This window comes from Filibacter tadaridae, assembly GCF_900609045.1.
Classification (GTDB): domain Bacteria; phylum Bacillota; class Bacilli; order Bacillales_A; family Planococcaceae; genus Sporosarcina; species Sporosarcina tadaridae.
Genome location: NZ_UXAV01000025.1, coordinates 1 through 18737, shown reverse-complemented (window position 1 = coordinate 18737; position 18737 = coordinate 1). Strand labels below are relative to the sequence as shown.

Annotated in this window: 18 protein-coding genes and 1 rRNA gene; 13 read left to right on the top strand and 6 right to left on the bottom strand. The window is 41.3% G+C overall.

The window, feature by feature from the left end; genetic code table 11:
• Positions 1-13: 13 nt before the first annotated feature.
• The 5 genes from rrf to FILTAD_RS04495 all read left to right on the top strand — a co-directional run bounded on the left by rrf (position 14) and on the right by FILTAD_RS04495 (position 4484).
• Positions 14-129, top strand: a 5S ribosomal RNA gene (rrf, locus tag FILTAD_RS04515).
• Between the two features lie 993 nt (positions 130-1122).
• Positions 1123-1950, top strand: a complete 828-nt coding sequence (locus FILTAD_RS04510) for a YihY/virulence factor BrkB family protein (RefSeq protein WP_124069326.1) — start codon at positions 1123-1125, stop codon at positions 1948-1950.
• Positions 1950-2624: a response regulator transcription factor gene (locus FILTAD_RS04505; RefSeq protein ID WP_124069329.1), complete on the top strand. Its 675-nt coding sequence runs from the start codon at positions 1950-1952 to the stop codon at positions 2622-2624. Before FILTAD_RS04510 ends, FILTAD_RS04505 begins: the two co-directional genes overlap by 1 nt.
• Positions 2621-4000: a sensor histidine kinase gene (locus tag FILTAD_RS04500; RefSeq protein WP_124069325.1), complete on the top strand. Its 1380-nt coding sequence runs from the start codon at positions 2621-2623 to the stop codon at positions 3998-4000. Before FILTAD_RS04505 ends, FILTAD_RS04500 begins: the two co-directional genes overlap by 4 nt.
• A gap of 85 nt (positions 4001-4085) precedes the next feature.
• On the top strand, positions 4086-4484 hold the full coding sequence (locus FILTAD_RS04495) for a hypothetical protein (protein ID WP_124069324.1): 399 nt from the start codon (positions 4086-4088) through the stop codon (positions 4482-4484).
• Between the two features lie 34 nt (positions 4485-4518).
• On the opposite strand, the gene FILTAD_RS04490 is transcribed toward FILTAD_RS04495, so the two are convergent.
• Together FILTAD_RS04490 and FILTAD_RS04485 are read right to left on the bottom strand one after the other, a co-directional pair.
• A complete protein-coding gene (locus FILTAD_RS04490; RefSeq protein ID WP_124069323.1) occupies positions 4519-6669 on the bottom strand; it encodes a type IA DNA topoisomerase in 2151 nt (716 codons plus the stop codon).
• Between the two features lie 429 nt (positions 6670-7098).
• Entirely contained in the window at positions 7099-7980 is an 882-nt protein-coding gene (locus FILTAD_RS04485) for an SDR family oxidoreductase (RefSeq protein WP_238988144.1), read from the bottom strand.
• Positions 7981-8161: 181 nt separating this feature from the next.
• On the opposite strand from FILTAD_RS04485, the gene FILTAD_RS15940 reads away from it, so the two are divergent.
• On the top strand, positions 8162-8329 hold the full coding sequence (locus tag FILTAD_RS15940; protein ID WP_203229650.1) for a hypothetical protein: 168 nt from the start codon (positions 8162-8164) through the stop codon (positions 8327-8329).
• A gap of 97 nt (positions 8330-8426) precedes the next feature.
• On the opposite strand, the gene FILTAD_RS04475 is transcribed toward FILTAD_RS15940, so the two are convergent.
• The 3 genes from FILTAD_RS04475 to FILTAD_RS04465 form a co-directional block, all read right to left on the bottom strand.
• A complete protein-coding gene (locus FILTAD_RS04475) occupies positions 8427-8993 on the bottom strand; it encodes an NADPH-dependent FMN reductase (RefSeq protein ID WP_124069321.1) in 567 nt (188 codons plus the stop codon).
• A 12-nt stretch (positions 8994-9005) separates the two neighbouring features.
• Complete coding sequence (locus FILTAD_RS04470; protein ID WP_124069320.1) at positions 9006-10064, bottom strand: LLM class flavin-dependent oxidoreductase; 1059 nt, start codon at positions 10062-10064, stop codon at positions 9006-9008.
• Positions 10065-10289: 225 nt separating this feature from the next.
• Positions 10290-10889 carry a DUF421 domain-containing protein gene (locus tag FILTAD_RS04465; RefSeq protein WP_124069319.1) on the bottom strand — a complete coding sequence of 200 codons (600 nt, stop codon included), beginning with the start codon at positions 10887-10889 and terminating at the stop codon, positions 10290-10292.
• 516 nt (positions 10890-11405) lie between these two features.
• Here FILTAD_RS04465 and FILTAD_RS04460 point away from each other — a divergent pair.
• Positions 11406-12890: an MDR family MFS transporter gene (locus tag FILTAD_RS04460; protein ID WP_124069318.1), complete on the top strand. Its 1485-nt coding sequence runs from the start codon at positions 11406-11408 to the stop codon at positions 12888-12890.
• 149 nt (positions 12891-13039) lie between these two features.
• Here FILTAD_RS04460 and FILTAD_RS04455 read toward each other — a convergent pair whose 3' ends face one another.
• Positions 13040-13756, bottom strand: coding sequence for a 3-ketoacyl-ACP reductase (locus FILTAD_RS04455; protein WP_124069317.1), 717 nt, complete (start codon positions 13754-13756; stop codon positions 13040-13042).
• 262 nt (positions 13757-14018) lie between these two features.
• Here FILTAD_RS04455 and norA point away from each other — a divergent pair, with 262 nt between their 5' ends.
• The 6 genes from norA to FILTAD_RS04425 all read left to right on the top strand — a co-directional run bounded on the left by norA (position 14019) and on the right by FILTAD_RS04425 (position 18606).
• Entirely contained in the window at positions 14019-15182 is a 1164-nt protein-coding gene (gene norA / locus FILTAD_RS04450; RefSeq protein ID WP_124069316.1) for a multidrug efflux MFS transporter NorA, read from the top strand.
• 205 nt (positions 15183-15387) lie between these two features.
• Complete coding sequence (locus FILTAD_RS04445) at positions 15388-15678, top strand: hypothetical protein (protein WP_124069315.1); 291 nt, start codon at positions 15388-15390, stop codon at positions 15676-15678.
• Positions 15679-15893: 215 nt separating this feature from the next.
• Positions 15894-16622 carry a Fic family protein gene (locus FILTAD_RS04440; RefSeq protein WP_124069314.1) on the top strand — a complete coding sequence of 243 codons (729 nt, stop codon included), beginning with the start codon at positions 15894-15896 and terminating at the stop codon, positions 16620-16622.
• A 318-nt stretch (positions 16623-16940) separates the two neighbouring features.
• A complete protein-coding gene (locus tag FILTAD_RS04435; protein WP_238988143.1) occupies positions 16941-17195 on the top strand; it encodes a phosphatase in 255 nt (84 codons plus the stop codon).
• 79 nt (positions 17196-17274) lie between these two features.
• Positions 17275-17463: a hypothetical protein gene (locus FILTAD_RS15770; RefSeq protein ID WP_124069313.1), complete on the top strand. Its 189-nt coding sequence runs from the start codon at positions 17275-17277 to the stop codon at positions 17461-17463.
• Positions 17464-17577: 114 nt separating this feature from the next.
• Positions 17578-18606 (top strand): DUF2332 domain-containing protein, encoded by a 1029-nt coding sequence (locus FILTAD_RS04425; protein ID WP_124069312.1) that lies wholly within the window; start codon positions 17578-17580, stop codon positions 18604-18606.
• Positions 18607-18737: the final 131 nt, after the last annotated feature.

Below are 18737 nucleotides of genomic sequence, written 5' to 3'. Positions count from 1 at the left end.
AAGCTCAAAATAGTCTGGTGACGATTGCGAAGAGGTCACACCCGTTCCCATACCGAACACGGAAGTTAAGCTCTTCAGCGCCGATGGTAGTTGGGGGTTCCCCCCTGTGAGAGTAGGACGTCGCCGGGCATCGAGAAAGTCATTGCTGAAAAGCGATGGCTTTTTTTATATCCAAAAAAGTAAAAGACATGATGGGCACATTTTTTAAAGTAAAGCTTAGTTGATTTTCGTTCCGTACTCCTATCCTTTCTTGATTTCTTTTGCTTGTTGCTTGTAGTAGAAGCGTTCTACTCCTGCGGGAATAGCACGGGCCCTGAGACTTCGCAGGGAGCGAGGCGGATTAGAAGGCTTAAGCCATTCCCGCGGAAAGCGAGTGTTGGAACGAAATGCAACTGACTTGGGGTATCCTTATTCCCCGCTGCAATTTTGAGGGTGCAAATGATGTCAGTAGCTTGGCATCTCTCTTAATTGAGTGAAACTAAGTCGTATTTGACCGCCCCCGGGGAAAGTTTGAGCGAAACTAAGTCGTATTTGATCGTTCCCGGGGAAAGTTTGAGCGGAACTCCATTGACTATGATCGCTCCTGCACGAAGGTTGGGCGGAACTAAGTCGTATTTGATCGCCCCCGGGGAAAGGTTGATCGAAACTAAGTCGTATTTGATCGCTCCCGGGAAAAGGTTGATCGAAACTAAGTCGTATTTGATCGCTCCCGGGGAAAGTTTGATCGAAACTAAGTCGTATTTGATCGCCCCGGGGAAAGTTTGAGCGGAACTCCCCCATCTTTGATTGCTCCTACGGGAATAGCATGGGCCTTGAGTCCCTGTAGGGAGCGAAGTGGATGAGGATGCTTAGATAACGCCCGCGGAAAGCGAGCGCTGGAACGAGAATCAACGGGATTGAAGGAAATTGGACTTTTTCAGTTTCCTCCTGAAAAGCGATGGGTTTTTTTATGTAGAAAAGCATAAGATTCGAAGAGTAAGCCTATTTCCTGGTAACAAAACTAAATTTAAAGTGCATACTGCATTAAAGACTTGGATTTCTTCAATGTCATTAATACAATATCCTACCGGTTATTATCCTACTTTGTTCGGAATAGGGTATATTGGAATGGGAGGTAAGTGGATGCTGATAATTAAGAATGTAATTAAACGTTTTTTCAAAGAGCGTTTTTTTGATCAGGCAGCACAAACGGCATATTATTTGTTACTATCTATATTTCCATTCTTCATTTTTATATTATCATTACTTAGTCTATTTCCTGTAAATGAGAAAATGCTACTTACTTTCATAAGACCGTTTGCGCCTGTCGAGGCATTTATGCTAATTGAAGAAAATGTAAGAGTCATCACAATGAAAGTGCAAGGGAATCTGCTGTATGCCAGTCTTGGGGTTGCCTTCTGGATAACATCAGTAGCAGTTCAGTCGCTTGCCCGCTCACTGGACCTAGCAAATGGGAATATACGGCGTTATGCGTTTTGGAAGGTGCTCATAAAGGATCTGGGGGTTACGCTATTATTTATGCTTGTTATTCCGTTGTCATTGTTTTTACCACTTATTGAGAAAGTGTTATATAAAGTCGTGACATATTACGACACAATAGAGGACTGGCAAGGATGGTTTTATTTGTGGCCAGGTGTAAAATGGGGATTAGGCACAATCTTTTTGTTGCTTTTCTTTCTGTTATTTTACAAGGTTGTACCAATAGGCAGAGTCAGGTTGAAAGAGGCTCTTCCGGGTGCATTATTTACTGCGTTTGGTTGGCAGTTGTTCTCACTCATATTTGGAAATTATGTTTCGAATGTCGATTATACGAAGATATATGGACAGTTATCGGGTATTATCCTGTTAGTTCTTTGGTTTTATTTGACTGCAGTGATTATTTTACTTTCCGGTTTATTGAACGCGGAATGGCGAAGGTATTTTGCGAGAAAAAGGGGAATTAGGACATGATGAAAATCCTTGTAGTAGATGATGATCCGAATATATTGGAATTAGTGAATATCCATTTATCACAAGCTGGATATACAGTGATGAAGGCGTTGAATGGTTTTGAAGCGCTTAAGTTAGTGGAGGAGGACTTTCCGGATCTTGCCGTTGTAGATGTTATGATGCCGGGAATGGATGGCTTCACGTTAACGAAGAAGTTAAGAACGGAAGCGGATATTCCGGTGTTATTGTTAACAGCCAAGGGCGAGCTTGAGGACAAGGAAAAAGGATTTCTTGCGGGATCAGATGACTATGTTGTAAAACCATTTGAGCCGAAAGAGCTGTTGTTTCGTATTCATGCTATTTTGCGTAGATATGATAAGGCCGTCGATCTATTCATTCAGGCGGGGCCGATGAATATAAACCGCCAAAGTTACGAAGTGTCTGTCGGAAAGAAGGTGCTTCTCCTTCCGTTAAAAGAATTTGAATTGCTATCCGTGCTTGCATCAAAGCCGAACTATGTTTTCACAAGAGAGATCTTGATTGAACGGGTATGGGGATATGATTATGAAGGCGATGAACAGACGTTGAATGTTCATATAAAAAGATTGCGGGATAAACTGGAGAAGTTAACGGCTGAAGTGATAATATCGACCGTTCGGGGAGTGGGATATAAGCTTGAGGTTTCCTCATCATGAGGTCGCTGTATGGCAAATTCATTGCCTTTACAATTGGTATTATGTTGGTTAGCGGACTTCTTGCGTTCCTTGCCGTCAATACATATTATCACCGTCAGCTTAAAGGGCAGAATGATGAAAAAAATATGCGCATTGCAGAGAGCATTGCTTCTTATATTGAATCCGCAAAGGACTTGGATTTGGAAAAGTATCTTGAAACGCAATCGATGACCGGTTATAAGTTATATGTTGTCAGCGAACGGCAGGTGTCCACAATGTACGGTGTTCCGTTTAGGGTTGAAGATCTTACACAGGATTCTATAGACCGGGTATTGAGTGGTGAGCTTTATCACGGTATGCGGGAGTTACCGAGCGAAACGTTTGTTACCGGTTTTTTCTCGGACGAGTCTGCAAATACGGTTGGCGTTCCTTTTGAATATGATGGACAAGCCTATGCGCTTTTTCTTCGTCCCGATATTAAGCTGCTTTTTACGGAAGTCCATTATATTCTTGGCGGGATGGTACTTATCATGGCACTTTTGAGTTTACTGTCCATGTTAATTGTCGCGAGAAAGCTTATCGAACCGATTACGAAATTAACTATGGCCACGAAGATGGTCGGGGAAGAGCAATTCACCGGAACGCTTGCTATTAATCGGAAAGATGAAATTGGGCAGTTGGCGAACAGTTTTCAGCTGATGACAGAAAAGCTTGGAGAAAATGATCGTATTCGGAAAGAGTTCATTAGTGATGTATCACATGATTTCCAATCCCCTTTACTTAATATAAAGGGCTATGCAAGTCTCTTGCTAGATAATGAGTTACCTGCAGAAGAACGGAAAAGTTATGCGTTAGTCATTCAATCTGAGACGGAACGTTTGTCTTCGTTGACGAAGCAGCTATTGCTTTTGACCTCTCTTGACCAAATCGCGTCACCACTTCATCTGAAAATGTTTAGTTTGGATGAACAATTGAAAGAGATTATTCGGAAGCACAGATGGTTGTTGGAGGAGAAGGGCATGTCACTGTCAATGGAGATCGATGAGGGACGCTATAAGGGGGATCCCTCTTTTTTAGAGAAGGTGTGGGAAAACCTCTTATCCAATGCGTTGAAGTATACTGAGGATGGCGGGTCGATTGATATCGAGCTGACCGAGCAGGCAAACAAAGTGACTGTGAAATTCAGTGATAACGGGATTGGTATTGATCAAGAAGCGATGGGACGAATTTTCGATCGTTTTTACCGCGTAGATGATTCAAGGACACAGGAAATTGGCGGGACAGGCCTGGGACTATCCATTGTGCAACAAGTGGTCAAACTTCACGGTGGAACGATTGAGGTCATGCGTAATAAGGAAAAAGGTACAACATTCATCGTGGAACTGCCGAAGTTGTAACCTGCCGTTCATATTGCGTTCATATAGGCACTATAAGATAGGCATATAAGATAAACGCAACAGGAAAAAGTAGGGGGAGATCATTGTGCAAGAAAAATGGAGTTTACGACTTATTCGTATCGCCGCATTATTTGGTTTGGTCGGAACAGTTTTAGGATCTCACATGGCTGGGTCAGGTTCTTACGCATTCAAACCGATTCATGCTCATATATTACTCGTTGGTTGGTTGTCATTGTTCTCGTGGGGTGTTTTCTATCGGATTTATAAAGTACGTGCAAAAAAACTGGTAGCTGTACAAGGTTGGACTGGAATCATCGGCGCTATCGGTCTTACGTCGGGTATGTGGCTACAATTTATACGCCCATTCGGCGTGAATGAAACACTAGCACTCATTTTCTACATCGTGGGAGGAACCATTCTTCTTGCCAGTTTCGCTTTATTCGCCGTTGTTACGTTCATGACGGAAAAGACAAGCAAACGATAATATAGAACGGCAAGGTGAACCAGCGATACACCCGTTAAGAGGGTGTATCGCTGGTTTTTTGAAACTCCAGATTTAATCTCCCGTTTACCAATGAAAGCTGTGCATCGAATTGTTTTCCGTTATTCGCGGTGAAGCCTTTTATGATGTTCGTTTTCCCTTTTGTACAAAGCAATTTGACTTGTGTAGGCGTGAGTTTCTTCTTTAGAAATGTGCCGGGAAATGTTTGTTTGCAACCACTTCTATAGGCGCTGCAACCGTAAAAATTCTTATGTGCGATGATAAAGCCATTTTTACATTTTGGGCATGGAGCGATTCCGTTTCGAACAGCCGCTGGTGCAGTGGTAGCAACAAGTTGCACATCAATCTTCTTGGATTTTAGCTGTTCAGGCACCTCTGCTAATAGGCTGTTGATGAATTTCGCAATACTTCCGAGAAAACGTTCTTGCGTTCCCTCACCGTTTCCAATTTTACGCAAATACGTTTCCCACTTCGCAGTCATTGATGGGCTAGCGAGAAGATTGCCCTCAAGTGCTTGACAAAGAATGCGGCCTTTATCGGTAATTGAGACGATATTCTTCTTTACATCAATGTAGCCATGCCGTTTAATTGTTTCGATGATTCCGCTTCGTGTCGCTTCCGTACCAAGTCCCTCAATTTCTTTCAAGATATCGGTCTCGCCTTTGTCCTCGACGAGTTTCCCGCAGGTTTTCATCATCGCAATTAGTTGACCTTCAGTATAGGGTTTTGGCGGCACGGTTTTCCCTTCTTTAATGCCAATTGCACTTTCGACTGCCTCGTTTGGTATTAGCGGCGGCAGTGTAGGCTCTTCTTTGTCGTTTTCTTTTGACGGGCGAGTGAACAACGCCTTCCATCCTTTATCACGTTCCGTCTTTCCGGTTGTAAAGAACGGGAGCCCATTTACGTCGGTTTTCACTTTTGTTTCGGTATACAAATAGTCTGTATGGAACATGGAAAGTGTTGTACGGATAACTTCCTCGTACATATTGCGTTCCAAAGCCGACAATCCCGCTAGTACCGCTTGTGATGGGATCTTTTTCGTTGGAATGATGGCATAATGTTCCTGTACTTTTGAGCTGTCTACATAGCGCTTTTTCGGAGCGAGCGATGCAACGGGGAACGGGTGGTTAATGAGTCGTTGGTAATCGCTTACTTGTCCCGCAATATATGTGAATTCGCTTGGCGTGATGTGCCGCGAATCCGTCCGTGGATAGGTAACGAGTTTCTTTTCATACAGCCCTTGCATGGTTTTCAATACATTTGCTGGACTTGTTTTCCATAACCGATTCGCCGTTGCCTGGAGTGTCGATAGTGAGTGGAGCTGAGGGGGCGGCGTTCGCTTATCTGTATGGGTGACGGTCGTGATAACGCCAGGCGATTTCGGATGGATACCATGTTTTTTCAGAAGCTCTTGAACGATTTCTCTTTTAGGTTCCTTCGATTTTGCTTTTCCTTTATAGCTCCCTTGACTAGCTGTAAAAGTTGCTTCGATTTCATAAAAGGGTTCAGAAATGAATGTTTCAATCTCCATTTGCCGTTGATAGATTAGGTAAACGGTTGGCGATTGAACACGTCCAATTGCAAATACGTCCCGAATTCCTCTCGCCTGTAACAGCAGTGAATACAGGCGAGAGCCGTTCATGCCGACAAGCCAGTCACTGATTTGACGGGCTTTTGCTTCTTCATAGAGCAGAAGGTCTTTACGATTGTCCTGTAGATTTGAGAATCCTTTTCGCACTTCATCCACTTCAAGCGAATTAATCCAAAGGCGTTTAATCGTTTGGTTTTTAGCACCCGTTTGATAATAAATACTATAGAAGATATTCGATCCTTCGCGGTCAACGTCACATGCGTTAATGACCGTGTCCGTCCCTTTAAGAAGTCGCTTTACGATTGTAAATTGCTTACTTTTACCCTTTGCGACCTGGAACTCGTAGTGTGACGGTAAAATCGGTAGATTGGTAAGCGACCATTTTGCCCACTTCGCGTCATATGCTTTCGGTTCCTTCAGTTCGACGAGATGGCCGATGCCCCACGTGATATACGCACCTTCAGGGAAGATGGGCGAGGGTAGGATTTCTAAAAAACCTTCATTTCTCTTGACGGAAAAAGCGTCCGCGTAGGCCTTCGCTTGGCTAGGTTTTTCAGCCAAAATTACTGGTTTCATGAAGACACCTCTTTCAGTTATGCAATGAAATGGTTGTCCTATAATGATAGCGTATTCAAGTGTGGGGGGCTAGTGGGGAACGACCATAAGAGTTAATAATGGGGTAAGTACTACAGCATAAAAATTATCTCTATATGTTGAATGAATGAGCCTGTACAAAAATTAGCGAAGGCGCCTTACAAGGGTTAGCCGGAGCCGCAAGACTGGCAGCGAAACAGTCAGGCTTGTGGCGGGAGGCATCCTCGAAGCACCGTAGCGGTTTTGAATGGAATCTTTAGTTCGACTTATATAGATGAATAGCTTATAGGCACGCACAAAGGAAAAAGTAAACTATGTAGGTGCTCTTTTTTATAAGAACACCCTTCATCCAAAAGATATCCTTTTAGTTGTCAGAGTAGCGTCTGAGTTGTTTGTTTACAGGCACGCTTTTCAAGCAAAGACTTGACCGCCATTGACGTGCAGCACTTGCCCGGTGGCGAAACGGGAGTCGTCGGAGGCTAAATAGACAAATGTGGGGGCCACTTCGAACGGCTGGCCTTGACGGTCCATTGGGTTGCCCGCCAGGACGACTTGATCCGCAGAAAAACTGGCAGGGATCAACGGTGTCCAAATCCGACCGGGTGCGATGGCATTCACACGGATTCCCTTACCGACGAGGTTTCTAGCCAAAGCACGGGTGAAGCCGACAATCGCACCTTTTGTTGCTGAGTAGTCAATTAATTGATCATTGCCATCAAATGCGACGACTGAAGTAGTGTTGATGATGGAGCTGCCCGCTTCCAAGTAGTTAAGTGCGGCACGGGTTGTGTAAAAGTGGGAATAAATATTGACTTTAAAGGTTTCATCAAACTGTTCATCCGTTATATCAAGCAACGATAACTGCTGGAACTGTATGCCGACGTGGTTGCAAAGGATATGAAGGGCGCCAAACGTTTCAACGGTCTTTTCCACAATATCTGTACACTGTTGTTTTTCACGCAAATCGCCGGGCAGGAGAAGACAGCGGCGTCCGATTTCTTCAACTCTCTGTCTCGTTCGCTCGGCATCATTATGTTCATCCAAATAAGAAATGGCTACATCAGCGCCCTCCTTCGCAAAGGCAATGGCAGCCGCTGCACCGATTCCACTATCCCCTCCGGTAATCAATGCTACTTTCCCTTCCAGTTTTCGACTGCCAGTATAATTAGGGTCTTCAATAATCGGTCGTGGCACCATCAATTCCTCTACTCCAGGTTGCCGGAATTGCCTTTGCTCGGGTACGGTTAGGGCAATCTCTTCATAGCGCATTATTTTTCCGTAGTTCGAATACATTGGATATGACTTTTGATTATGTTTATTGTTAACCAAGGCTCGCACCAATCCTTCCATATGCATTTCAGTATCGTACAATATGCGTCCTAGCCAAAAACGGTGCAAACGAAAAACTATTGTTATGACACGCTTTACAAGCATGGCGAATACGATAACGAATATAACGATAGGAGAGAATGCTGTGCACTATTATTACAATCCTGAAGTGAAATACTTGCTTATCAACAATTCGACGAAGAAAGTGGAGATGGAATACGCCAATTTCATTCAAATAAAAGCGCCAGAAATCGGGCCCAGACCCCCTTTCTACACAAATCCCGTCTATCAACCGTATATACCAATATTATAATTGTGTTTGTTTCTTTTCTACGTACTTCAAAAGTTAAGACAAAAAGCTAACCGTAACTTTCTGGTTAGCTTTTTGATTGACTATTAGTTTCTTATCTTCAAAAATCGTATTCTGCTTCTTTTGCTTCCCGGATCTTCGTGTAGGTTTCTGTTAACACAACAGTGTCTTCAACTAAACGTTCGATTCGGAAACGGACATCATCATTTATAATTTCTTTACGGTGGAAGTCTTTCTCTTCGATGAATACATACGTTTGAACAATCTGCGCCTTCATGTAGGCTAAGATTGGTTTTAGCTGTTGTTCGGCAATTAAATAATGCTTCGGTGAGCCGGCTGTTATAAGCATACTAACGACTTTATCGCGAAAAGCATTGACCGGGAGTAAATCAAAAATATTCTTTAATGTCGCTGGAATGGATGCCTGAAAAATAGGTGTACCAATAATAATAGCGTCTGCTTCCATTATCGTTTTTGTAACAAATCCTGTATCGCCTTCATATTCCAAGTAACTGCGACCGTCACTAAATTGAATGTCATAGTCAGCTAAGTCTATTAATGAAACTTCTGCATCTGGATATTTTTCAGTAACCGATTGTAATGTGAAGTTCATTGCAGTACGTGTTTTTGAACCCAATCTAGAACCTGATAAGCCAACGATTTTCATGTTGGGACCCTCCTACTTCTTAGCTGTGTATTTTTTAATTGCTGGTAATACTTCTGTGCCGATCAACTCAATATTGTTCATCAACTTTTCATAAGGAACGCCACCGAAATCCATTTGGCCGATATAACGTTGGTGGCCAAATAGCTCATGCTGGTAAAGAATCTTTTCAATTACTTCCTGCGGGCTACCGATATTCATCACGTCACGTTTGTCTGCACCTTGTGCAAAATGTTGCTTCGGATAGCCCCGGCCGTTAGTGACTTGCATACCTTCGTTAATATAAGGATAGGTTTCACGCTGCGCTTGCTGTGTCGTTTCTGCAACATAGAAGAAGCCAGCGGTTGAAATCGGGAGTTCAGCCGGGACAAAGCCATTTCGCTGGGCAGCCTCACGATAAGCCGTAATCGTCTGCTTAAAACTAGAAGCTGGTCCACCCAACGTAGCAAGGAACATCGGAACCCCGGCAAATCCAGCTTTAATCGCACTAGCTGCATGCCCGCCAACTGCGCGCCAAATCGGCATCGAACCCTTTTGCGGTCGAGGAAGAACTCTTGCATTGTTTAATGGAGCGCGGAATTGTCCACTCCAATCAACAACTTCCTCCTCGTTGATTTTCAATAACAACTCAAACTTTTCTTCAAACAACTCTTCGTAATCACGAATGTTATAGCCCAATAAATCGAAAAGCCCAATTCTTGAAGCACGACCGGCAATAATCTCGGCGCGCCCTTTCGATATTAAATCAATCGTTGCAAAATCCTCGTACACACGAACCGGATCCGATGTACTAATAATCGTAGAGGAGCTTGCGATTTTAATTTTGCTGGTCGCTTGTGCAATTGCAGCCAATACAACAGAATGTGCTTGTGTTGCAAAATAATCCTGATGACTTTCCCCGACACTAAAAAAATCAATGCCTGCTTGATCCGCCAGCTTTGCCAAATCAATGATTTCATGAATACGCTGCTCAGCGGAAATACGCTTTCCTGTGTTCGGATCTGGGAGGTGATCCCCCAGTGTGTAAAGTCCAAATTCCAGCCCTTTACTTCGATCAATACGATACTTTTCCATTTATATCAACCTTTCCCGTCAAAAGTGGGTGTTAATGCTTTTATACTTGCATACTACTATAGAAGAAACGCCTCAATCATTTGTATACTAGTAGTATAAGTCATAAGGATTTTTGGTGTAAGTACATACTTTGAGGTGGCATAGTATGTAAAAGTATACTGAAGGTGTAAAGAAGGACGGTATTCTAGAAACCATTTGGTTTTTAGAATACCGTCCTTATAAGACTCATTGTAAATGTTCTGGCGGCGGTGAAGAAGAACCTTCATTAATCACCTCTTTAAAGATGTCACCCTTCGTTTGTGAACTGGTAAGGGAAGGAACCGGTTTTTTTTGTTGAATCATTTGTATGAGTTTTTCTATATCTTCTTTGGTGGCTGGCTGTTTTTCAGGTTTTAATGTATAGCCTAATAGTCCGCTGACTTCCATAGTTGCTGTTTGTACATCATTGATGGATGTTATACCTACCTGTCTTAACCTTGTTTCCAATTTATCGACAGTAAGCCGTAGCTTTTTTAGGTTTGCCTCAATGATTTTCCCCTCCTGAATAATGGGTATAGATTTTCCAGAAATGATTGATTCAAGCTTGTCGGATTTAATCTGAAAATACTCAGTGACGACCAGCGCTATGACCAATATTGCCGCTAAGCCGAACGTCGTCCAAAGCCCGTGCCCCGTCACCGGCTGGATAAGTAATGTACCAAGGGCAATCATAATGATGGTTTGTGGCATGGTCATTTGGGCAATTGATTTTCTGCCGCTAATCCTTAAGTAGAAAGTTCCTACTAGGAAAATGAGTGCTGTTTGCCAAATCAAGTTTAAGTCCATAACTTTTCCTCTCCAATCGAGTGCTGTCTATAGTTAATATGGGCGAAATCGGTTGTTATAAACCATTTTCGTGGTGATATGTGCATTAATAGGGACAGGAAATGAAGTTGTTTCAAACGGCAATAGAATAGCTGTTCAACTATTATTGTTATTGCGATAAGAATGTGTTAGTGTTAATCTACAATTTTTGAACGGAGGATTTCATTACAATGGTATTCCGCAAATTTCGATTTACTGTAACTTTGCTCGGCTAATTGAATAGCTGTGAAAGCTCTACTTGTGTGTGGAGTATTCGGAATGGACCAACCCTTTTAAGAGAAATCTAAAATGATAACTAGGGGAAGAAGCTGCTTTCTCTTTTTGTTTCTTAAAATATAAGTCTGCGTATTTTTAGTAGAAGGCAGAATTGGCTCTGTCTTGGTTTGAATATGTAGGTATACGTAAACTCCATTTCGTCTATTTTTACCACAAGCTAGAATTGTGATTAAAATGATATAGACGGAAGGAGTTTTTTAAATGGAAGTTAACCAGGAACCAAAGAAATATGAATACTTGGCGGATAACCCGAACGTCAAAGTTATGCCGATTATGCTTTCCTTAATTATTGGTGCCTTTTTTGCGATACTAAATGAAACGCTATTAAATATTGCACTGATTACATTAATGGACGAATTTTCGATTTCCTTAACGACTGTGCAGTGGATGGCGACAGGCTTCATGCTTGTGATGGCAATTGTTATCCCTGTATCTGCACTGTTACTTCAATGGTATACGACCCGACAATTATTTTTGAGTACGATGATCATATTTACCATTGGGACAATTATAAGTGCGAGTGCACCAACGTTTTCAATTTTGTTAGTCGGTCGTTTAATCCAAGCGGTTGGAACGGGCTTGTTAATGCCTATCATCTTTAATGTGTTTTTATTGATTTACCCGCCGCATAAACGTGGGAAAATAATGGGTTTAGTGGGTCTTGTCATTATGTTCGCCCCTGCGATTGGGCCAACACTTTCCGGAATTATTATTGAGTATTTAGGATGGCGCTATTTATTTATTATCGTCATTCCATTCGCCTTATTTTCCATCGGATTCGCTTACAAGTATTTAATCAATGTGTCTGAAGTTACGAAGCCGAAGATTGATGTACTGTCAATTGTTTTCTCCACGATTGGTTTTGGGTCAATCGTTTATGGCTTTAGTTCTGTGGGAGAAAGTGCAGATGGATTTTTCAGTCCGAATGTTTTAATTGCTATTATTGCCGGGGTTCTTGGTATTGCGTTGTTTGCAATTAGACAGCTTAAACTTGAGGAACCTGTCATGGATTTAAGAGTTTTTAAATACCCGATGTTTACGCATGCGGTGTTGATGTTTTTAATCATTATCATGGCCATGTTCGCTTCAGAAATTATTTTGCCGATTTATATGCAGGGCCCTTTAGCTTTAAGTGCGGCTACGGCTGGTCTTGTGCTATTGCCGGGAAGTATTTTAAACGGTATAATGTCGCCATTTATGGGTCATCTTTTTGACAAGTTCGGACCTAGGGTATTAATGGTTCCAGCATCGCTTGTTTTGTGCGGAACGATGTTCATGATGAGCCGATTGACGACTGAAACCCCTTTATGGGTTGTAATCATCGGCTATATCTTATTGATGTTGGCCGTTTCAGCGATCATGATGCCTGCCGAGACAAATGGATTGAATCAGTTGCCTAAACGGTTGTATCCACATGGAACTGCAGTTATGTCAACATTACAACCTGTTGCGGGTGCAATTGGTGTGTCGGTGTTTATCAGCATCATGAACGCAAGACAGCTCAAATTTTTACAACAGTCGGATACGCCTACAAATCCGGTGACAGTTAGTGAAGCAATGGTAGCTGGCGTTGAACTTGTCTATTTCATCGCTTTTGCCATGTCTATCGTGGCGGTTATCTTAGCGTTCATCGTTTACCGGGCGGTACCGGAAGAAATGGATGATCAGAAGCAAACAGAAGAATGAAATGCAAGTGATTTTAGTTGAGCAAAAAAACGTCATCCTTTTTAAGAAGGATGACGTTTTTTTATCGTTCGGGAATTATAAAGCTTTCAAGATAATGTCCATGAGAAGCGACAATTATTAGGCCTGAGGTGACTTCAGCTGCAGTTTGATTAAGGGTTCGTTGACCATAAGCCAGCTGATTTAACGAGGATACGCGGGTGCAGTTTCAGTTGCGCGACCATCACTTCGGCAAGGTCTTCGGGTTGCATCACTTTATTGGGATTACCATCAGTCAGGTTTTCCTCAAATGCCAAATCAGTGGCAACTGTGCTTGGTGTTAATGCACTGACACGGATATTGTGCTTTCTAACCTCGAGCATCAGTGACTCTGTAAGTCCGAGAACACCGAATTTTGATGCGCTGTATGCACTTGTAACGGGAGCGCCTTTTTGACCGGCTGTGGAAGAGATATTAATGATGTCGCCTGATTCCCTTGCGATCATTTCAGGCAGTACTGCCCTTGTTACATAATAGACGCCCATTAGGTTAACATCGATAATATTCTTGAATTCTTCGGGTGAAAGGTCAAGGAACTTACCGAACTTACCGATTCCTGCATTGTTAATAAGGATATCAATGGGGCCTAGTTCGGATTTGATATGCTCGACCGCAGCAATAACCGATTCATTGTTCGATACATCTGCAGTAGCCATCGTAACTTCAACATCGTATGCACGAAGTTCTTCGGCAACCTTCTCAAGGTTTGCAGCTGTTTTTCCGATAAGTCCTACATTTACGCCTTCCTTTGCAAAAGCGATTGCTGTTGCACGTCCAATCCCTCTGCCTGCGCCTGTAATGATAGCGTTCTTATTTACGATAGATTGCATGGTGTAGTCTCCTTTTCATATCAATTATCAACTTATTGTAGTATAGCAAACGGTTTGTCTGTGTCCCATGGAAACACCTTTTGCCTCATTGAAAAGCTTTCCGCCTCCTAGGAATAATCATATACCGAATAGAAGAGGTTTAGTCTAACTGAAAAACAGTATATAAAGTCATTTTGACTAAAGATGCTATACTCATAATAGAGCCAATATCCCGTGAACTTTGGCGCCTATCACCTTGTAGAAAGTTAGAGGAATTTGCATTATGGAAAATCAAAAAGGCGTATTAGTTATTCTTTTAACGAATTTATTTATCGCATTTTTAGGCATAGGGCTTGTAATCCCGGTGCTGCCGACAATTATGAACGAGTTGGAGATCAGCGGTTCGGTTGTCGGGTATATGGTAGCGGCGTTTGCGTTTACGCAGCTCATCTTCTCGCCGATTTCGGGTCGATGGGTGGACAAATATGGACGGAAGATCATTATTGTGGTGGGCTTGTTCATATTCGGTTTTTCAGAGTTCTTATTTGGATTCGGAAAATCCATTGAAATCCTCTTTGTCTCACGCATGCTTGGCGGAGTTAGCGCTGCGTTCATCATGCCTGCCGTGACAGCGTATATTGCGGACATCACGACGACGACAAACAGATCGAAGGCACTTGGATATATGTCAGCAGCAATAAGCACAGGTTTTATCATTGGACCTGGGCTAGGCGGATTTTTGGCTGAAATCGGCACGCGCGTACCCTTTTACTCAGCAGGCGTTCTCGGAGCACTTGCAGCCATACTTTCAATTGTTCTATTGAAAGAGCCTGAACGCGCAGCCGAAGAAGCACCGACGCCCGGTCAAAAGACGGGGTTAATACGGATTTTCGTTCCGATGTATTTCATAGCATTCGTTATCATCTTTGTGTTGTCATTTGGTCTGGCCGCATTCGAATCGTTATTCAGTCTATTTGTCGACCATAAATTCGGCTTCACGCCAAAAGATATCGCAATCGTCATTACGGGTAGCGGGATTGTCGGGGCGGCCGCACAGGTCTTGTTGTTTGATCGGGTAGTAAAATACATGGGCGAAATCAACCTGATTCGCTACAGTTTAGGCATTTCGACGATTCTTGTACTTTTGATGACGTATGTGAGTTCCTATTTCTCCATCCTACTGACGACATTCGTCTTATTCGTAGGGTTTGATTTAATACGCCCGGCCGTTACTTCTTACTTATCGAAAATTGCGGGCAATGAACAAGGTTTTGTAGGGGGCATGAACTCCACTTTTTCAAGCCTGGGCAATATTTTCGGTCCGATCATCGGAGGGGTGCTGTTCGACATTAATTTGAATTATCCTTACTACTTTGCGGCAATTGTCTTATTGATCGGCACCATTATCGCTCTGTTTTGGAAGAAGCCGAAACATATAGCGCTTTAGGATCCCTTTGTCTACTAGCCGGGATGCATAACTATCCAATTGAAGAGTAGCGGGGCGTATCAATGTTTACAACGAACTGAAGCCCAATTGAAAATACCAGTGAGAAACATGTTTCATTTGTTTTTCACTGGTATTATTTTTCGTTGAAGTTCATAGTGAGAAGTTAGATTTTTAGTTATGGTTAGTTTGGAAGGGATTGAAACTAATGAACAAAAAGTATAGTAAATGGTCTGTAATATTAAGCGTTATTTGTACAATAACAATATTTACATCTTACGCAATTGCACCAAGACAGCCTGAAGGAATGATGGTTGTTCTTCTACAAGTGTTATTTTTCACCTCTATTATCACAGGGTTGCTTAGTCTAATTTTTAGTTTTTTGGGTTTTAAAAAGAAAGAAGAAGGATTTCTTAAGATGATAGCTCCTATAATAGTTATCTTGGTTTTATTAGCATTTGTTATTTCATTTGTTCTTATGGTTTTAAGTTTTATGTGAATATAAATATAAATTCTTGTCGGGGAACAGGTACTGATACAACCTTGTATGTATAGAGCACTTCAATTTCTCCTTTGTATGTTAAAATTAACGGACAGTTCTCTTGTGAAGCAGTAAAGCGGTGTATCGAATTTTAAAACGCCAAAATGAAGCTTGCATCACAGTACTTTCCACAGCGAATGGGATGCCAAATCATAGTCAAAGGGGATCAGCATATGTTCACCATTATTGATGAAAAAAAAGCACAACTGGATGCGAAACGACCATTGCCTAAATATACGATACGAAGTTTAAGAGAGAAATTAAATTTGGAATGGACATACAATTCAAATGCGATTGAAGGCAATACACTCACAATTAACGAAACAAAGGTAGTGCTTGAAGGCATTACAGTCGGTGGAAAAACCTTACGCGAACATTTGGAAGTCATTAACCATCGTGAGGCCATTTCTTATGTAGAAGAAATTGTTCAAGGAAATGAAAATCTTTCAGCGTGGCAAATTAAAAACTTACATCGACTAGTGTTGAAAGGAATAGATGATGAATATGCAGGCGTCTATCGTGATCAACAAGTATTTATTTCAGGAGCAGTGCACACGCCCCCAGCGCCGTATTTGATTCAGGAGCAAATGGAGCATTTAATGACTTGGTATCAAGGTGAAGCCCAAACACTCCATCCAATTGTCAGAGGTGCAAAGTTGCATGCAATCTTTGTTGGCATCCATCCATTTATAGACGGGAACGGTAGAACCTCCAGACTGTTATTAAATTTAGAATTGATGAAAGCAGGCTATCCGCCGATGGTAATCAAAGTAGAGAATCGACTTGCATACTACAATGCATTAGATAAAGTACATACGGCGCATGACTATCAAGACTTTATCGACTTAGTAGCCGTCGAAGTGGAAGCTTCCTTAGACCTTTACCTGAAAGCCATCGCATGATTTTCGGATGACGGGCGTAGTTCACTACAGCTTTGCAACACATCTGGTAGACAACAGCGATTCACTTGAAGTCAACCAAATCCTGCTTGGCCATAAAAAAGTAAAATCACAAAAGTTTACGCTCATTTCAGCAAAAAATTAAGACGTGGCTTTTATCACAAAAAGTTTTAAACATCACAGTTTTTGATAGTTAGCGTTTCAGATACTACCTTCCATGGAAAAATTGGTTTAATGAAATATTTCGTTAAAGTGGGTTATTGGAATACTCATCTTACTTCAATTACAGGGCCATTTTGGAGCATAAAGCGAGTTGGGAGGGTGATTGAAATCAAAAATACAAACATAGGACTGATTTTGTTACTGTCGAGCGCCATTATCTACGGTTCAGCCTTAATATCAACATCAATTTATTCTCTAACTCTTGGAGGTGTTGATGGTCAAGGTTGGGATTCAGAGTATGGAATTTTTGGAACTGCTTTAAGGGAGGTGGGAACTTTACCATTAATAATAGCTGTTTTATTAGGAATAGTAGGCATTGTACTTTTAGCGATACAAGAGAGAAAAGCTTGGTAGGTTATTACCGCAATCGGGCCAGATTGAATACAAAAATTCTTAGACTAATTACTTCGACATTTGGAGTGGGGGAAGTTTTATGAAGAACCATATGGATAAAATCTTTAATTTGATTGGATATATTGGTGTTGTCCTTCTTTTAGTTGTTATGTATAAAATCTTTTTCGATTGGGATGATCAGTTTTATTCGGGGGTATTATTTATTGGCTTAATATTAATTCTAAGCAATATCAATTTTTTAAAGAAAGTTAGAAAGTTAAATAAATAGGAAACCTATTCATACTAAGATTAGCTAACGGGTACAGTTCTGGAAGATGAACTGTTCCTGAAACGGGCCATTTAGTTGAACATAGTTGAAGTAAGTATACTAAGGGGGAAAAAATTGGATAAAACACAGTTGTCTTTACGCTTTAAAAATTTCTCTGATATTGAATGTAAAGATTCGAGTGATCTATATGAATTCTTATCACTTAAGATTTCAGAAGATGATGAGATAATTGAATTATGTACCGAGGCAAGAAGCGGACAACCAGTTCCTAATTTATTGTTCGGATCTGTTCACTACCTCTTGCTAAAAGGAAAAGAGCATCAATTAAAACAGTATTATCCTAATCTCACAGATAAACAAAGAAAAGTAGAAGAAGAAACTTTTTTATATTTTAAAGATTTTTGTTTGGTTCATAAAGACGAAATAGTTTCTATTCTTAAAAGTAAATTAGTACAAACAAATGAAGTTAGGCGTTGTGCTTATTTATATCCCATTTTTTCTTTGATATATAGCAAGGTAAATAAGCCTTTGTCTTTAATCGAAATTGGAACTAGTGCCGGACTTCAGCTTTTATGGGACAAGTATAGCTACTCCTATGGAACGGATGAAATTTATGGAGATAAAGATTCGAATGTTCATATAACATCTGAAATCAAAGGTGATAATATGCCATTGATTCTTTCTGAGAGCCCACCTGTTAGTTCGAAAGTTGGTTTAGACTTACACATAAGTGACCTTAGAAACTCTGAAGATTATTTATGGCTGAAGTCACTTATTTGGCCAGAACATCTAGAGCGATTAGAGTTATTTGAAAAAGCAGCCAGATGTTATAAAGATAATCCGGTTGAGCTGATTGAAGGTGACGGAGTCGCTTTATTAGAAAACATCCTAGAAAAAACACATGAAGGTACTGCCATTTGTGTTTTTCATACCCATGTTGCAAACCAAATACCAGAGGATTTAAAGTATAAGCTAGTAGAAAGTATTAAGAAGTTCGGCAAAGAAAAAGATATTTTCCATATTTATAATAATATGTGGGATAGAAAGCTTCATCTTGATTATTTTATTGATGGTGTAGAGTACAGTGAAACAATAGGGAATACTGATGGTCATGGAAGATGGTTCGAATGGAATATTGAGTAAAATCCTTATAGTTATTGCCCTCTTCAACTAATGGGCGCCGTTCGACAAGTTCTGTTATAAGTGCTAACACATGAAATACAGGGGATTCTGAAAAATGAATCCTAACTTTACAACGGAGGATGGGAATGATG

Bases quoted from the DNA above. Each gene is read 5' to 3' on its own strand.
- FILTAD_RS15770 (WP_124069313.1), top strand. From the start codon at position 17,275: ATGAAGAACCATATGGATAAAATCTTTAATTTGATTGGATATATTGGT.
- FILTAD_RS04445 (WP_124069315.1), top strand. From the start codon at position 15,388: ATGAACAAAAAGTATAGTAAATGGTCTGTAATATTAAGCGTTATTTGT.
- FILTAD_RS04505 (WP_124069329.1), top strand. From the start codon at position 1,950: ATGAAAATCCTTGTAGTAGATGATGATCCGAATATATTGGAATTAGTG.
- FILTAD_RS04485 (WP_238988144.1), bottom strand. From the start codon at position 7,980: ATGTATTCGAACTACGGAAAAATAATGCGCTATGAAGAGATTGCCCTA.
- FILTAD_RS04440 (WP_124069314.1), top strand. From the start codon at position 15,894: ATGTTCACCATTATTGATGAAAAAAAAGCACAACTGGATGCGAAACGA.
- FILTAD_RS04510 (WP_124069326.1), top strand. From the start codon at position 1,123: ATGCTGATAATTAAGAATGTAATTAAACGTTTTTTCAAAGAGCGTTTT.
- FILTAD_RS04490 (WP_124069323.1), bottom strand. From the start codon at position 6,669: ATGAAACCAGTAATTTTGGCTGAAAAACCTAGCCAAGCGAAGGCCTAC.
- FILTAD_RS04470 (WP_124069320.1), bottom strand. From the start codon at position 10,064: ATGGAAAAGTATCGTATTGATCGAAGTAAAGGGCTGGAATTTGGACTT.
- FILTAD_RS04465 (WP_124069319.1), bottom strand. From the start codon at position 10,889: ATGGACTTAAACTTGATTTGGCAAACAGCACTCATTTTCCTAGTAGGA.
- FILTAD_RS04460 (WP_124069318.1), top strand. From the start codon at position 11,406: ATGGAAGTTAACCAGGAACCAAAGAAATATGAATACTTGGCGGATAAC.
- FILTAD_RS04455 (WP_124069317.1), bottom strand. From the start codon at position 13,756: ATGCAATCTATCGTAAATAAGAACGCTATCATTACAGGCGCAGGCAGA.
- FILTAD_RS04475 (WP_124069321.1), bottom strand. From the start codon at position 8,993: ATGAAAATCGTTGGCTTATCAGGTTCTAGATTGGGTTCAAAAACACGT.
- norA (WP_124069316.1), top strand. From the start codon at position 14,019: ATGGAAAATCAAAAAGGCGTATTAGTTATTCTTTTAACGAATTTATTT.
- FILTAD_RS04500 (WP_124069325.1), top strand. From the start codon at position 2,621: ATGAGGTCGCTGTATGGCAAATTCATTGCCTTTACAATTGGTATTATG.